13 protein-coding genes are annotated in these 15,835 nt (G+C 53.2%); all 13 read left to right on the forward strand.

The genetic code is table 11. The features are described from left to right. Positions 1-93 precede the first annotated feature (93 nt). Positions 94-651, forward strand: a complete 558-nt coding sequence (gene frr, locus B3B59_RS07580; protein WP_040077093.1) for a ribosome recycling factor — start codon at positions 94-96, stop codon at positions 649-651. Between the two features lie 95 nt (positions 652-746). Continuing rightward, a complete protein-coding gene (ispC, locus tag B3B59_RS07585; protein ID WP_233802025.1) occupies positions 747-1,946 on the forward strand; it encodes a 1-deoxy-D-xylulose-5-phosphate reductoisomerase in 1,200 nt (399 codons plus the stop codon). Between the two features lie 185 nt (positions 1,947-2,131). Then, the gene (ispU, locus tag B3B59_RS07590) at positions 2,132-2,890 is read left to right on the forward strand and encodes a (2E,6E)-farnesyl-diphosphate-specific ditrans,polycis-undecaprenyl-diphosphate synthase (protein WP_040077092.1); all 759 of its coding nucleotides are present in this window, start codon (positions 2,132-2,134) and stop codon (positions 2,888-2,890) included. Positions 2,891-2,902: 12 nt separating this feature from the next. After that, the gene (gene cdsA, locus B3B59_RS07595; protein WP_286808562.1) at positions 2,903-3,760 is read left to right on the forward strand and encodes a phosphatidate cytidylyltransferase; all 858 of its coding nucleotides are present in this window, start codon (positions 2,903-2,905) and stop codon (positions 3,758-3,760) included. An 11-nt stretch (positions 3,761-3,771) separates the two neighbouring features. After that, a complete protein-coding gene (gene rseP / locus B3B59_RS07600) occupies positions 3,772-5,124 on the forward strand; it encodes a sigma E protease regulator RseP (protein ID WP_040077090.1) in 1,353 nt (450 codons plus the stop codon). A 31-nt stretch (positions 5,125-5,155) separates the two neighbouring features. Continuing rightward, entirely contained in the window at positions 5,156-7,573 is a 2,418-nt protein-coding gene (gene bamA / locus B3B59_RS07605) for an outer membrane protein assembly factor BamA (RefSeq protein ID WP_040077089.1), read from the forward strand. 118 nt (positions 7,574-7,691) lie between these two features. Further along, on the forward strand, positions 7,692-8,186 hold the full coding sequence (skp, locus tag B3B59_RS07610; protein WP_286783692.1) for a molecular chaperone Skp: 495 nt from the start codon (positions 7,692-7,694) through the stop codon (positions 8,184-8,186). A 3-nt stretch (positions 8,187-8,189) separates the two neighbouring features. Then, entirely contained in the window at positions 8,190-9,215 is a 1,026-nt protein-coding gene (lpxD, locus tag B3B59_RS07615) for a UDP-3-O-(3-hydroxymyristoyl)glucosamine N-acyltransferase (RefSeq protein ID WP_040077087.1), read from the forward strand. 103 nt (positions 9,216-9,318) lie between these two features. Next, positions 9,319-9,774 carry a 3-hydroxyacyl-ACP dehydratase FabZ gene (gene fabZ / locus B3B59_RS07620; protein ID WP_007373234.1) on the forward strand — a complete coding sequence of 152 codons (456 nt, stop codon included), beginning with the start codon at positions 9,319-9,321 and terminating at the stop codon, positions 9,772-9,774. A 3-nt stretch (positions 9,775-9,777) separates the two neighbouring features. Next, positions 9,778-10,566: an acyl-ACP--UDP-N-acetylglucosamine O-acyltransferase gene (gene lpxA, locus B3B59_RS07625; RefSeq protein WP_286783691.1), complete on the forward strand. Its 789-nt coding sequence runs from the start codon at positions 9,778-9,780 to the stop codon at positions 10,564-10,566. Beyond that, entirely contained in the window at positions 10,566-11,714 is a 1,149-nt protein-coding gene (gene lpxB / locus B3B59_RS07630; RefSeq protein ID WP_286808564.1) for a lipid-A-disaccharide synthase, read from the forward strand. Before lpxA ends, lpxB begins: the two co-directional genes overlap by 1 nt. Continuing rightward, positions 11,711-12,307, forward strand: a complete 597-nt coding sequence (gene rnhB, locus B3B59_RS07635; protein WP_212477168.1) for a ribonuclease HII — start codon at positions 11,711-11,713, stop codon at positions 12,305-12,307. Before lpxB ends, rnhB begins: the two co-directional genes overlap by 4 nt. A gap of 38 nt (positions 12,308-12,345) precedes the next feature. Then, positions 12,346-15,828: a DNA polymerase III subunit alpha gene (dnaE, locus tag B3B59_RS07640; protein ID WP_040077083.1), complete on the forward strand. Its 3,483-nt coding sequence runs from the start codon at positions 12,346-12,348 to the stop codon at positions 15,826-15,828. The last annotated feature ends 7 nt before the right edge of the window (positions 15,829-15,835 follow it).

The raw sequence follows: 15,835 nt of genomic DNA on the forward strand, positions 1-15,835 counted from the left end.
CTGTCATGATTTAAACGCGACTATACTTAGCACAGCCCGTGAGGCCGTGCTGGCGGATAGTCTGCCTGAGACAAGTTTTCAAGGATCCGTAACGTGATTAGCGATATCAGAAAAGATGCTGAAGTGCGCATGGACAAATGCGTAGAAGCGTTCAAAAACCAAATCAGCAAAGTGCGCACCGGTCGTGCTTCCCCAAGCCTGCTGGATGGCATTGTTGTTGAATACTACGGTACGCCAACTCCGCTGCGCCAGCTGGCGAGCGTCACGGTAGAAGATACCCGTACGCTGAAAATCAACGTCTTCGATCGTTCTATGGGTCCAGCCGTTGAGAAAGCGATCATGGCCTCCGACCTGGGTCTGAACCCAAGCTCTGCGGGTACTGATATCCGCGTTCCGCTGCCTCCGCTGACGGAAGAGCGTCGTAAAGAGCTGATCAAAGTTGTTCGTGGTGAAGCTGAAGGCGCGCGTGTCGCCGTACGTAACGTACGTCGTGATGCAAACGACAAAGTGAAAGCCCTGCTGAAAGAAAAAGAGATCAGTGAAGATGATGATCGTCGTTCTCAGGACGATGTTCAGAAGCTGACTGACGCTGCTATCAAAAAAGTCGATGCGGCGCTGGCAGACAAAGAAGCGGAACTGATGCAGTTCTGATTTCTGACGTAATCTGATAAAACGCCGTCCAGAAGGCCTTTATGGCTTTGCTGACGGCGTTTTGCTTTGCTGGTTTCACTATTTCCGGACATCTCATGAAGCAATTAACTCTTCTCGGCTCAACCGGCTCCATTGGTTGCAGCACCCTCGACGTCGTTCGCCATAATCCTGAACACTACCGCGTTACTGCGCTGGTGGCGGGGAAGAACGTCTCGCGCATGGTGGAACAGTGTCTGGAATTCACACCCCGCTATGCGGTGATGGATGATGACGAGAGCGCACGTCAAGTGAAACGGCTGCTGTCAGAGCAGGGGAGCCGCACTGAGGTGTTAAGTGGCCAGCAGGCGGCGTGCGAAATGGCAGCGCTGGATGACGTCGATCAGGTTATGGCGGCGATTGTGGGCGCGGCGGGCTTGTTGCCTACGCTTGCGGCAATTGACGCCGGTAAAACGGTTCTACTGGCGAATAAAGAGTCGTTAGTCACCTGTGGGCGGTTGTTCATGGAGGCGGTAAAACAGAACGGCGCCAGCTTGTTGCCGGTGGATAGCGAACATAACGCGATTTTTCAGAGTTTACCGCAACCTTTTCAACAGAACCTGGGGTACGCTGATCTGGAGCAAAATGGGGTCTCCTCCATATTGCTTACCGGGTCTGGTGGCCCTTTTCGCGACACGCCTTTGTCCGATCTGAGCGCAATGACGCCCGATCAGGCTTGCCGTCATCCGAACTGGTCGATGGGACGTAAAATTTCCGTCGATTCCGCCACCATGATGAATAAAGGTCTGGAATACATTGAAGCCCGATGGTTGTTTAATGCCTCTGCAAAGCAGATGGAGGTATTGATTCATCCGCAATCGGTGATCCACTCGATGGTGCGTTATCTGGACGGCAGCGTGTTAGCGCAATTAGGCGAACCGGATATGCGTACGCCTATCGCACATACGATGGCGTGGCCAAACCGCGTAGTCTCTGGTGTGAAGCCGCTCGATTTTTGCAAATTAAGTTCGTTAACGTTTAATGCGCCTGATTACCAACGCTACCCTTGCCTTAAACTGGCAATGGAGGCTTTTGATCAAGGCCAGGCCGCAACGACGGCGCTTAATGCCGCCAATGAAATCGCGGTGGCCGCGTTTTTAGCGCAACAGATCCGCTTCACGGATATTGCCGAATTAAATCAGCGGGTGCTTGAAACGATGGATTTACGCGAACCGCAAAGTGTCGATGATGTGCTGGCCGTAGATGCGCAAGCAAGGGTAGTGGCGCAAAAAGCGGTGACCCACCTCGCAAGCTGGTGATAAACCAGCCACTAGTGGTCATGCTATTTGTTAGCGTTAGGCTTCAGTGATATAGTCTGCGCCACCCAATCGCACGTATTTGGCTTATCGTGATTGGGGCAGCCGTGGTTGAACACGGCTTTTTTACGTAAAGGCTTCAGTATTCCTGAGTACCGTTAAATCCTTTCAGGGACTAAAAACGCGTTATGTTGTCTGCGAATCAACCAATGAGCGAAAACTTGCCAGCACATGGCTGTCGCCATGTAGCAATCATCATGGATGGCAATGGCCGCTGGGCGAAAAGACAAGGGAAGATCCGAGCCTTTGGGCATAAAGCTGGGGCGAAATCTGTGCGCCGTGCCGTTTCTTTTGCCGCCAATAACGGCATTGATGCGTTAACGCTCTATGCTTTCAGCAGTGAAAACTGGAATCGACCGGCGCAGGAAGTAAGCGCGTTGATGGAATTGTTTGTGTGGGCGCTAGACAGCGAAGTAAAAAGCCTGCACCGCCACAATGTTCGCCTGCGCGTCATTGGTGATACCAGTCGTTTTAATGCACGTCTGCAAGAACGCATTCGTAAAGCGGAAGCGCTAACCGGACAAAACACCGGCCTGACGCTGAATATCGCGGCGAATTACGGTGGACGGTGGGATATTATCCAGGGCGTTCAGCATTTGGCTGAACAAGTTCAGGAAGGGCTATTACGGCCTGACCAGATTGATGAAGAGGCGCTGAGCAAGCAAATCTGCATGAGTGAACTTTCTCCCGTGGATTTAGTAATTAGGACAGGGGGGGAACATCGCATTAGTAACTTTTTGCTTTGGCAAATTGCCTATGCCGAACTTTACTTTACAGATGTTCTTTGGCCCGATTTTGACGAACAAGACTTTGAAGGTGCGCTGCATGCCTTTGCCAATCGAGAGCGTCGCTTCGGTGGCACCGAGCCTGGTGGCGACGACGCCTGATGGGGGTAGCTTTTGCTGAAGTATCGCCTGATTTCTGCTTTTGTTTTAATACCCATTGTCATCGTGGCGCTGTTTCTATTGCCTCCGGTGGGATTTGCCATTGTTACGCTGGTTGTCTGTATGCTGGCAGCGTGGGAATGGGGGCAACTTAGTGGTTTTACTTCGCGCTCACAGCGGGTATGGCTGGCGGTACTCTGCGGCCTGATTCTGGCGCTGATGCTGTTTATGCTGCCGGAGTATCATCATAATATCCATCAACCTCTGGTCGCGGGATCGCTGTGGCTATCGCTGGTCTGGTGGCTGGCTGCGCTATTGCTGGTGCTCTTCTATCCGGGGTCGGCAGCGCTATGGCGTAACTCTAAAACGCTGCGCCTGATTTTCGGGCTCTTCACCATCGTTCCCTTCTTTTGGGGAATGCTCGCGCTGCGAGCCTGGCACTATGATGATAACCACTACAGCGGCGCAATCTGGTTGCTTTATGTGATGATTCTCGTCTGGGGGGCTGACTCCGGTGCCTATATGTTTGGTAAACTGTTTGGCAAACATAAACTGGCACCAAAAGTGTCACCGGGTAAGACCTGGCAGGGGTTCATCGGCGGGCTGTTTACCGCAGCGATTATCTCCTGGGGATATGGCGTTTGGGCCAACCTCGAGGTGGCTCCGCTAACATTGCTGGTTTGCTCTATTATTGCGGCTCTGGCCTCCGTGCTGGGCGATTTAACCGAGAGCATGTTCAAGCGTGAAGCAGGGATTAAAGACAGTGGCCATCTGATTCCGGGGCACGGTGGTATCCTGGATCGTATAGACAGCCTGACAGCAGCCGTTCCGGTGTTTGCTTGCCTGTTTTTGCTGGTATTTGGAACGATTTAACGGAAGGTTTTATGCTTAGCATTCTCTGGAATCTGGCGGCATTCATCGTTGCACTGGGTGTGTTAATTACCGTGCATGAATTTGGCCATTTCTGGGTTGCTCGGCGCTGTGGCGTGCGGGTAGAGCGTTTCTCTATCGGCTTTGGTAAGGCTCTCTGGCGCCGTACCGATCGCCAGGGAACAGAATTTGTAATCGCCCTTATTCCGCTCGGGGGTTACGTTAAAATGCTTGATGAGCGCGTAGAGCCGGTCGCACCCGAAATGCGCCACTACGCGTTCAATACCAAATCTGTCGGCCAGCGCGCCGCCATCATCGCTGCCGGTCCGGTAGCAAACTTTATCTTCGCCGCTTTCGCCTACTGGCTGGTGTTTATCATCGGTGTCCCTGGTGTTCGTCCGGTTGTTGGTGAAATAACTCCCAACTCCATCGCGGCGAGCGCGCAAATTGCCCCAGGCATGGAACTTAAAGCGATTGATGGTATCGAAACCCCTGATTGGGATGCGGTGCGGTTGCAGCTGGTTGCCAAAATTGGTGATGAGCAGACCACGCTAAGCGTTGCAAACTTTGGCGATAACCAGCGTCAGAATAAGGTTCTGGATTTACGCCACTGGGCATTCGAACCAGATAAAGAAGATCCCGTTGCTGCATTGGGTATCCGTCCGCGCGGTGCGCAGATTGAATCCGTGCTTGCAGAAGTACAGGATGGGTCCGCCGCAAGCAAAGCAGGTTTGCAAGCGGGCGATAGGATCGTTAAAGTCGATGGTCAGCCATTAACGCAGTGGATGACCTTTGTTAATCTGGTGCGCGATAATCCAGGTACGCCGTTGGCGCTGGAGGTTGAAAGGCAGGGGAGTCCGCTCTCCTTAACGCTTATCCCGGATACTAAATCGGGTGGCGGAAAGGCTGAGGGGTTTGCTGGCGTGGTGCCAAAAGTGATCCCGCTGCCTGATGAGTACAAGACAATACGCCAGTATGGGCCGTTCAGCGCCATTCTTGAAGCCACGGATAAAACATGGCAAATGATGAAGCTGACGGTTCAAATGCTGGGGAAATTGATTACTGGTGACGTAAAACTGAACAACCTCAGTGGGCCGATTTCGATCGCTCAGGGGGCTGGGATGTCAGCAGAGTTCGGGGTGATTTACTACCTGATGTTTCTTGCGCTCATTAGCGTGAACCTCGGGATAATCAACCTGTTCCCACTTCCGGTGTTAGACGGGGGGCATCTGCTGTTTTTAGCGATTGAGAAGCTAAAAGGCGGGCCGGTGTCCGAGCGAGTTCAAGACTTTAGTTATCGCATTGGCTCGATTTTGCTGGTGCTGTTAATGGGGCTTGCACTTTTCAATGATTTTTCTCGGTTGTAATAGAGATAGTTAGGAAGAACGCATAATAACGATGGCGATGAAAAAGTTGCTCATAGCGTCGCTGCTGTTTAGCAGCGCCACCGTATACGGTGCTGAAGGGTTCGTAGTGAAGGATATTCATTTCGAAGGTCTTCAGCGTGTCGCCGTTGGTGCGGCCCTCCTCAGTATGCCAGTGCGCCAAGGCGACACGGTTAATGATGAAGACATCAGTAATACCATTCGCGCGTTGTTTGCCACTGGCAACTTCGAGGACGTCCGCGTCCTGCGCGATGGTGATACTTTACTGGTTCAGGTGAAGGAACGCCCGACGATTGCCAGCATCACCTTCTCCGGCAACAAGTCGGTGAAAGACGATATGCTCAAGCAGAACCTTGAAGCGTCTGGCGTGCGTGTCGGTGAATCCCTGGACCGAACTACCCTCTCCGATATCGAAAAAGGGCTGGAAGATTTCTACTACAGCGTGGGTAAATACAGCGCGAGCGTAAAAGCCGTTGTGACCCCGCTGCCGCGTAACCGCGTTGACCTGAAGCTTGTCTTCCAGGAAGGGGTGTCCGCGAAAATCCAGCAGATCAACATCGTGGGCAACCATGCGTTCAGCACCGATGAACTGATCTCCACTTTCCAGCTGCGCGACGAAGTGCCGTGGTGGAACGTGGTAGGCGATCGCAAATACCAGAAACAGAAACTGGCGGGCGACCTTGAAACCCTGCGTAGTTACTATCTGGACCGCGGCTATGCCCGTTTCAATATCGACTCAACGCAAGTGAGTCTGACTCCGGACAAGAAAGGCATCTACATTACCGTTAACATTACTGAAGGCGATAAATATACGCTTTCTGGTGTTGAAGTGAGCGGTAACCTCGCCGGCCATTCTGCTGAGATCGAGAGCCTGACCAAACTGCAGCCGGGTGAACTGTATAGCGGTGCGAAAGTCACCAAAATGGAAGACGGCATTAAAAAGCTGCTCGGCCGTTATGGTTACGCTTACCCACGCGTTCAGACCCAGCCAGAAATCAACGACACGGATAAAACCGTTAAGCTGCACGTGAATGTCGATGCAGGTAACCGTTTCTACGTGCGTAAGATCCGTTTTGAAGGGAACGACACCTCCAAAGACGCCGTTCTGCGTCGCGAAATGCGTCAGATGGAAGGGGCCTGGCTTGGCAGCGATTTGGTTGACCAGGGTAAAGAGCGTCTGAACCGTCTGGGCTACTTTGAAACAGTCGATACCGATACCCAACGCGTGCCTGGCCGTCCGGATCAGGTCGACGTGGTTTATAAGGTTAAAGAGCGTAACACCGGTAGCTTCAACTTCGGTGTTGGCTACGGTACGGAAAGTGGCGTGAGCTTCCAGGTGGGCGTTCAGCAGGATAACTGGCTGGGCACGGGTTATTCCGTCGGTATCAACGGTACCAAGAATGACTATCAGACCTACTCAGAGTTCTCCGTCACTAACCCGTACTTCACCGTTGACGGTGTGAGTCTCGGTGGTCGTATTTTCTATAACGACTTTAAAGCTGACGATGCCGACCTGTCCTCCTATACCAACAAAAGTTATGGTCTGGATGGAACACTCGGCTTCCCGATTAACGAATACAACACCCTGCGTGCAGGTTTAGGTTACGTACATAACGACCTGTCCAACATGCAGCCGCAGGTGGCGATGTGGCGTTATCTGGACTCTATCGGACAGTCTGCAAGCACTTCCAGCGATGACAATGGCTTTGCTGCGGATGACTTCACCTTCAACTACGGGTGGACATATAACCGCCTTGACCGTGGTTTCTTCCCGACGGAAGGTTCACGTGTCAACCTGAACGGTAAAGTAACTATCCCAGGTTCCGATAACGAGTTCTACAAAGTAACGCTGGATACCGCGTCCTACTTCCCAATCGACGACGATCATAAATGGGTTGTCCTGGGTCGTACCCGCTGGGGTTACGGTGATGGGTTGAGTGGCAAAGAGCTGCCATTCTACGAAAACTTCTATGCAGGTGGTTCCAGCACCGTACGTGGCTTCCAGTCCAATAACATTGGTCCGAAAGCGGTCTACTACGGCGGTAATGACGAAGATAACTGCGCGAAGAGCTCCTCAAGCGAAGTCTGTAGTTCCGATGACGCAGTGGGCGGTAACGCAATGGCTGTCGCCAGCCTGGAGTTCATTACACCTACACCGTTTATCAGCGACAAGTATGCTAACTCCGTACGTACTTCCTTCTTCTGGGATGCGGGTACCGTATGGGATACCAACTGGGATAACACGGCTCAGATGCGTGCGGCAGGTGTTCCAGACTATAGCGATCCAGGCAACATTCGCATGTCTGCAGGTATCGCATTACAATGGATGTCACCGCTGGGGCCGTTGGTCTTCTCCTACGCCCAGCCGTTTAAGAAATACGATGGAGACAAAGCGGAACAATTCCAGTTTAACATTGGTAAAACCTGGTAATTATCCGCAGCAAAGGAATGTGATGGCAGTGTAGCGCTGACAACTGGCGATCGCATGATCGCCTTGCCACGCAAAGAACGGTACCTTCGGGTGCCAATGGGATGGTAAGGAGTTAATTGTGAAAAAGTGGTTATTAGCTGCAGGCCTCGGTTTAGCGATGGCTACCTCTGCTCAGGCAGCGGACAAAATTGCAATCGTGAACATGGGTAACCTGTTCCAGCAGGTTGCGCAGAAAACCGGTGTTTCTGCAACACTGGAGAACGAGTTCAAAGGCCGTGCTGGCGAACTTCAGCGCATGGAAAACGATCTGCAATCTAAAATGCAGCGTCTGCAGCGTGATGGTTCTACCATGAAAGCAAGCGAGCGCAGCAAGATGGAGAAAGACGTAATGGCTCAGCGCCAGACCTTCTCTCAGAAAGCACAGGCTTTCGAGCAAGATCGTCAACGTCGCTCTAACGAAGAACGTGGCAAACTGGTTACCCGTATCCAGTCAGCTGTGAAAAGCGTTGCTGCCGATCAGAGCATCGATCTGGTTGTAGATGCTAACGCCGTTGCCTTTAACAGCAGCGATGTAAAAGACATCACCGCTGATGTACTGAAACAGGTTAAATAAGTAATGCCTTCAATTCGACTGGCTGATTTAGCTCAGCAGTTGGATGCAGAATTACACGGTGATGGCGATATCGTCATCACCGCTGTTGCGTCCATGCAATCCGCTAAAGCAGGCAATATCACTTTCATGGTAAGTCCTAAATACCGTGAACATCTGGCTCAATGCCAGGCGTCTGCTGTCGTGCTGACGATGGACGATCTGCCTTTTGCCTCCGGAAGCGCGCTGGTAGTAAAAAACCCCTACCTGACGTATGCCCGTATGGCACAAATTCTTGATACCACGCCGCAGCCAGCGCATAACATCGCACCCAGTGCGGTGATTGACCCGACGGCGCAGCTGGGTAATAACGTTTCTATCGGCCCGAATGCGGTTATTGAATCAGACGTTGTGCTGGGCGATAACGTGGTCATCGGCGCGGGTTGCTTCGTAGGTAAAAAAACCAAAATTGGCGCAGGTTCTCGCTTGTGGGCCAACGTCTCGGTTTACCATGAGATTGAAATTGGCGAAAACTGCCTGATCCAGTCCAGCACCGTTATCGGTTCGGATGGGTTCGGTTATGCCAACGATCGCGGCAACTGGGTGAAGATCCCGCAGTTGGGGCGCGTGATCATCGGCGATCGCGTTGAAATTGGCGCATGCACCACAATCGACCGTGGCGCGCTGGATGACACGATAATCGGTAATGGTGTTATCATCGATAATCAATGCCAGATTGCACATAATGTAGTGATTGGCGACAATACTGCCGTTGCTGGTGGCGTGATTATGGCTGGCAGCCTGAAGATTGGCCGTTACTGTATGATTGGCGGTGCCAGCGTCATTAACGGGCATATGGAAATATGCGACAAAGTGACGGTGACCGGGATGGGTATGGTTATGCGTCCTATCACCGAGCCGGGCGTATATTCCTCAGGCATTCCGCTGCAACCTAATAAGGTGTGGCGTAAAACAGCTGCTCTGGTGATGAATATTGATGATATGAGCAAGCGCCTCAAGGCTATTGAGCGCAAATTCGATCAACAAGACTAAGCGTTCATTCATTTAACGCAAACTTCCCGGCCTGTCGGCTTTCTTTTAAACCGGCAGGCCGTGTTATTATTGCTATTCAGAATTTTTAGACAGGAAGAGTATTTTGACTACTGACACTCATACTCTGCATATTGAAGAGATTTTAGAGCTTCTGCCTCACCGCTACCCGTTCTTACTGGTAGACCGTGTGCTGGATTTTGAAGAAGGTCGTTTTCTGCGCGCAGTGAAAAATGTCTCCGTAAATGAGCCATTCTTCCAGGGGCATTTCCCTGGTAAGCCTATCTTCCCGGGTGTATTGATCCTGGAAGCAATGGCTCAGGCAACCGGTATTCTGGCGTTTAAAAGCGTGGGTAAACTGGAGCCGGGTGAATTGTATTACTTCGCTGGTATTGATGAAGCGCGCTTTAAGCGCCCAGTCGTACCAGGTGATCAGATGATCATGGAAGTGACTTTTGAGAAAACGCGTCGCGGCCTGACTCGCTTCAAAGGTGTTGCTCTGGTTGACGGCAAAGTTGTTTGCGAAGCTACCATGATGTGTGCGCGTAGCCGGGAGGCCTGATACGTGATTGATAAATCCGCCTTTATTCATCCAACCGCCATTGTGGAAGAGGGTGCCGTTATTGGTGCCAATGTCCATATTGGCCCGTTCTGTATTGTTGGACCCCATGTCGAAATTGGTGAGGGTACCGTACTGAAATCTCATATTGTCGTTAATGGTCATACGATCATTGGACGCGATAATGAGATTTATCAGTTCGCCTCCATCGGTGAAGCTAATCAGGATCTTAAATATGCTGGTGAGCCGACCCGTGTGGAAATCGGCGATCGTAACCGCATTCGCGAAAGCGTCACCATTCATCGTGGCACAACTCAGGGTGGTGGATTGACGAAGGTGGGCAGCGATAACCTCTTTATGGTCAATGCGCATATTGCGCACGATTGTACGGTAGGCAACCGCTGCATCCTCGCCAACAATGCAACGCTGGCGGGACACGTATCGGTTGACGATTTCGCAATCATTGGTGGTATGACCGCAGTCCATCAGTTCTGCATCATTGGTGCACACGTGATGGTCGGCGGCTGCTCCGGTGTGGCGCAAGATGTCCCGCCGTATGTGATTGCGCAGGGCAACCACGCAACGCCGTTTGGCGTCAATATCGAAGGTCTGAAGCGTCGTGGCTTTACGCGCGAAGCCATTACCGCGATCCGCAATGCGTACAAAATTATGTACCGTAGCGGTAAAACGCTGGAAGAGGCTAAGCCGGAAGTTTCTGCCCTGGCGGAACAGTACCCTGAGGTGAAGGCGTTCACCGAGTTCTTTGAACGCTCAACCCGCGGCCTGATTCGTTAATGGTTGATAACCGCCCGCTTACGATAGCCCTGGTCGCCGGAGAAACCTCCGGCGATATTCTTGGTGCCGGCCTTATTCGCGCGCTCAAAGCCCGCGTACCCAACGCCCGCTTTGTGGGGGTGGCTGGTCCGCTGATGCAGGCCGAAGGCTGTGAAGCCTGGTACGAAATGGAAGAGCTCGCGGTGATGGGCATTGTTGAAGTGCTGGGTCGCCTGCGTCGTCTGCTGCACATTCGTGCCGATCTTACTCGTCGTTTTACCGAACTCGAGCCCGATGTGTTTGTCGGTATCGACGCGCCCGATTTCAATATTACCCTTGAAGGGAATTTGAAAAAGAAGGGCATTAAAACCATTCATTATGTCAGTCCGTCCGTCTGGGCGTGGCGACAGAAACGCGTTTTCAAAATAGGCAGATCGACTAATCTGGTACTGGCCTTCCTGCCTTTCGAAAAAGCGTTTTACGACAAATTCAATGTTCCGTGTCGCTTTATCGGCCACACCATGGCCGATGCCATGCCGCTGGATCCCGATAAAAACGCCGCACGTGATGTATTAGGTATTCCACACGACGTACATTGCCTGGCTCTGCTGCCCGGCAGTCGTAGTGCGGAAGTGGAGATGCTCAGCGCCGATTTCCTGAAAACGGCGCAGATCCTCCGCCAAACCTACCCCGATCTGGAAGTGGTCGTGCCGCTGGTCAATGCGAAACGGCGCGAGCAATTTGAACGCAACAAAGCGGAAGTTGCGCCAGAACTGCATGTCCGCCTGCTGGACGGTAAAGGGCGGGAAGCAATGGTGGCAAGCGATGCCGCGCTGCTCGCTTCAGGAACGGCAGCGCTGGAGTGCATGCTGGCCAAATGCCCGATGGTGGTTGGCTATCGCATGAAACCGTTCACCTTCTGGCTGGCGAAACGTCTGGTGAAAACGGACTATGTTTCGTTGCCAAACCTGCTCGCCAGGCGCGAGCTGGTTAAAGAGTTGCTGCAGGATGAGTGTCAACCGCAGCAGCTTGCCGAGGCGCTACTGCCGTTGCTGGCCAATGGCAAAACCAGTCATGAGATGCACGATACCTTCCGCGAACTGCATCAGCAGATCCGCTGTAATGCCGATGAGCAAGCGGCAGATGCGGTGCTGGAGTTAGCAAAATGATGGAATTTATCTATCCACACACGCACCTGGTGGCGGGTGTGGATGAAGTCGGTCGTGGGCCGCTGGTAGGGGCGGTGGTGACTGCTGCCGTTATTCTCGATCCGGCTCGCCCCATTGTCGGGCTAAACGATTCAAAAAAGCTCTCAGAAAAACGTCGCCTGGCGTTATACGATGAGATCAAAGAGAAGGCGCTGGCCTGGAGCCTCGGGCGCGCAGAGCCACATGAAATTGACGAGCTGAATATTCTCCATGCCACCATGCTGGCGATGCAGCGCGCGGTGGCGGGGCTGGCAATTGTGCCGGAATATGTGCTGATTGATGGTAATCGCTGTCCGGCATTGCCAATGCCCTCCCTGGCGGTGGTGAAAGGCGACAGCCGTGTCGCGGAAATCAGTGCGGCCTCCATTCTTGCTAAGGTCACTCGCGATGCCGAGATGGCCGCGCTGGATCTCACATTTCCCCAGTACGGCTTCGGCCAGCACAAGGGGTATCCTACCGCTTTCCATCTGGAAAGGCTGGCAGAACATGGCGCAACGGAACATCACCGCCGCAGTTTTGGGCCGGTGAAACGCGCGATGGGACAGGTGTCCTGAATCAAGACGCAAGCAATTAAGTAACGCGGAATCTGAAGATGGCTGAACCACGTTTCGTACACCTGCGGGTGCACAGCGACTACTCCATGATTGATGGGCTGGCGAAAACCGGGCCGCTGGTAAAAAAGGCGGCTGCACTCGGCATGCCTGCGCTGGCGATCACCGATTTTACTAACCTGTGTGGTCTGGTGAAGTTCTACGGGGCAGCGCACGGCGCCGGGATGAAACCGATCATCGGGGCGGATTTCCACGTTCAGAGCGAACTGCTCGCTGATGAGATGACCCAAATCTCCGTCCTGGCGATGAACAATACCGGTTATCAGAACCTGACGTTGTTAATTTCCCGCGCCTATCAGCGTGGCTACGGCGCGCTGGGCCCCTGGATCGACAGAGAGTGGCTGGCCGAACTAAATGAAGGGCTACTGCTGATCTCCGGCGGACGCATGGGTGACTTAGGTAAATGCCTGATGCGTGGTAACAGCGCGCTGGTCGAGCAGTGTGTCGACTTTTATCAGACGCATTTCCCGGACCGTTTTTACCTGGAGCTTATTCGTACCGGTCGTCCTGATGAAGAGAGCTACCTTCATGCGGCGGTTGCGCTTGCTGAAGCGCACGGTTTGCCGGTGGTCGCAACCAATGACGTTCGCTTTATTAACGCTGACGACTTTGATGCGCATGAAATTCGCGTCGCCATTCATGACGGTTTTACGCTCGACGACCCCAAGCGCCCGCGCAACTACTCTGCACAACAGTACATGCGCAGCGAAGAGGAGATGTGTGAACTCTTCTCCGATATCCCCGAAGCGCTAGAAAACAGCGTTGAGATAGCAAAACGTTGTAACGTCACGGTACGCCTGGGCGAGTATTTCCTGCCGCAGTTCCCGACCGGGGATATGACCACCGAAGATTTCCTGGTCATGAAATCGAAAGAGGGGCTGGAAGAGCGTCTCGAATTCCTCTTCCCCGATCCGGCGGTTCGGGCAGAAAAGCGTCCTGAATATGACGAACGCCTGGATATCGAGCTTCAGGTTATTAACCAGATGGGCTTCCCTGGATACTTCCTTATCGTAATGGAGTTTATCCAGTGGTCGAAGGATAACGGCGTGCCGGTTGGGCCGGGCCGTGGCTCTGGTGCGGGCTCATTAGTCGCCTACGCGCTAAAAATTACCGATCTCGACCCGCTGGAATTTGACCTGCTGTTCGAACGTTTCCTTAACCCGGAACGTGTCTCGATGCCTGACTTCGACGTCGACTTCTGCATGGAGAAGCGCGACCAGGTCATTGAACACGTTGCGGATATGTATGGCCGTGATGCGGTATCCCAGATCATTACCTTCGGTACTATGGCGGCGAAAGCGGTTATCCGCGACGTTGGCCGCGTGCTGGGGCACCCTTATGGCTTCGTCGACCGCATCTCAAAGCTGGTGCCGCCTGATCCCGGTATGACCCTGGCGAAAGCCTTTGAAGCCGAGCCGCAGCTGCCGGAAATTTACGAGGCCGACGAAGAGGTTAAAGCGCTGATCGACATGGCGCGTAAGCTTGAAGGCGTAACACGTAACGCCGGTAAGCACGCCGGTGGCGTGGTTATCGCACCAACTAAAATTACCGATTTTGCGCCGCTGTATTGCGATGAAACGGGCTCTCACCCGGTCACGCAGTTCGACAAGAACGACGTAGAATACGCGGGCCTGGTGAAGTTTGACTTCCTGGGTCTGCGAACGCTCACTATCATCGACTGGGCGTTGAAAATGATCAACCCACGTCGGGCAAAGCAGGGACTGGAGCCGATTGACATCGCCGCCATCCCGCTCGACGACAAGAAAAGTTTCGATATGCTGCAGCGCTCGGAGACTACAGCGGTCTTCCAGCTTGAATCCCGCGGCATGAAAGATCTGATCAAACGTCTGCAGCCTGACTGCTTCGAAGATATGATCGCACTGGTGGCCCTGTTCCGTCCGGGGCCGCTACAGTCCGGCATGGTAGATAACTTTATTGACCGTAAACACGGCCGTGAAGAGCTCTCGTATCCGGACGTCCAGTGGCAGCATGAGAGCCTGAAGCCAGTACTGGAGCCGACCTACGGCATCATCCTGTATCAGGAACAGGTGATGCAGATAGCCCAGGTTCTCTCCGGGTACACCCTCGGCGGCGCGGACATGCTGCGTCGTGCGATGGGTAAGAAAAAGCCGGAAGAGATGGCCAAGCAGCGTTCTATCTTTGAAGACGGCGCGAAAAAGAACGGCATCGACGGCGAACTGGCGATGAAAATCTTCGACCTGGTAGAGAAATTCGCCGGTTATGGATTTAACAAATCGCACTCTGCGGCCTATGCTTTGGTCTCGTATCAAACGCTGTGGCTAAAGGCGCACTATCCCGCGGAGTTTATGGCTGCGGTCATGACGGCCGATATGGACAACACCGAGAAGGTGGTTGGCCTGGTAGACGAATGCTGGCGTATGGGGTTAAAGATCCTGCCGCCGGATATCAACTCGGGCCTGTACCATTTCCACGTTAACGACGACGGGGAGATAGTGTACGGCATTGGCGCGATCAAAGGGGTAGGTGAAGGTCCTATCGAAGCGATCATCGACGCCCGCAACGAGGGCGGTTATTTCCGCGAGCTGTTTGATCTGTGCGCCCGAACTGATACGAAAAAGCTTAACCGTCGCGTGCTTGAAAAATTGATCATGTCCGGCGCGTTTGACAGACTGGGGCCGCACCGCGCCGCACTGATGAACTCGCTAGGCGATGCTCTGAAGGCCGCCGATCAGCATGCAAAAGCGGAAGCTATTGGCCAGGCAGATATGTTCGGCGTGCTGGCCGAAGAGCCAGAACAGATTGAGCAGTCTTACGCCAACTGCCAGCCGTGGCCAGAGCAGGTGGTGCTGGATGGGGAACGTGAAACGTTAGGCTTGTACCTGACGGGACACCCGATCAACCAGTACATTAAAGAAATTGAGCGCTATGTCGGAGGCTACCGCCTGAAAGACATGCATCCGACAGAACGTGGTAAAATTACCACGGCTGCGGGGCTCGTGATTGCTGCAAGGGTAATGGTCACCAAGCGCGGCAATCGTATTGGCATCTGTACGCTGGATGACCGTTCCGGGCGACTGGAGGTGATGTTATTCACCGACGCGCTGGATAAATACCAGCAATTGCTGGAAAAAGACCGCATACTTATCGTCAGCGGACAGGTCAGCTTTGATGACTTCAGTGGGGGGCTTAAAATGACCGCCCGCGAAGTGATGGACATTGACGAAGCCCGGGAAAAATATGCTCGCGGGCTTGCTATCTCGCTGACGGACAGGCAAATTGATGACCAGCTTTTAAACCGACTCCGTCAGTCTCTGGAACCCCACCGCTCGGGGACAATTCCAGTACATCTCTACTATCAGAGGGCGGATGCGCGCGCACGACTGCGCTTTGGCGCAACGTGGCGTGTCTCTCCGAGCGATCGTTTATTAAACGATCTCCGCGGCCTCATTGGTTCGGAGCAGGTGGAACTAGAGTTTGACTAATACAGGA

Origin of the sequence: Leclercia sp. UBA2479 (genome assembly GCF_002341985.1) — a bacterium.
In the GTDB taxonomy this organism is placed as follows: Bacteria; Pseudomonadota; Gammaproteobacteria; order Enterobacterales; family Enterobacteriaceae; genus Enterobacter; species Enterobacter pneumoniae.

What these genes read in the sequence shown, in the direction of transcription:
- ispC (WP_233802025.1), top strand. Translation starts at nt 747, where the DNA reads ATGAAGCAATTAACTCTTCTCGGCTCAACCGGCTCCATTGGTTGCAGC.
- rseP (WP_040077090.1), top strand. Translation starts at nt 3,772, where the DNA reads ATGCTTAGCATTCTCTGGAATCTGGCGGCATTCATCGTTGCACTGGGT.
- ispU (WP_040077092.1), top strand. Translation starts at nt 2,132, where the DNA reads ATGTTGTCTGCGAATCAACCAATGAGCGAAAACTTGCCAGCACATGGC.
- lpxB (WP_286808564.1), top strand. Translation starts at nt 10,566, where the DNA reads ATGGTTGATAACCGCCCGCTTACGATAGCCCTGGTCGCCGGAGAAACC.
- dnaE (WP_040077083.1), top strand. Translation starts at nt 12,346, where the DNA reads ATGGCTGAACCACGTTTCGTACACCTGCGGGTGCACAGCGACTACTCC.
- lpxD (WP_040077087.1), top strand. Translation starts at nt 8,190, where the DNA reads ATGCCTTCAATTCGACTGGCTGATTTAGCTCAGCAGTTGGATGCAGAA.
- rnhB (WP_212477168.1), top strand. Translation starts at nt 11,711, where the DNA reads ATGATGGAATTTATCTATCCACACACGCACCTGGTGGCGGGTGTGGAT.
- bamA (WP_040077089.1), top strand. Translation starts at nt 5,156, where the DNA reads ATGGCGATGAAAAAGTTGCTCATAGCGTCGCTGCTGTTTAGCAGCGCC.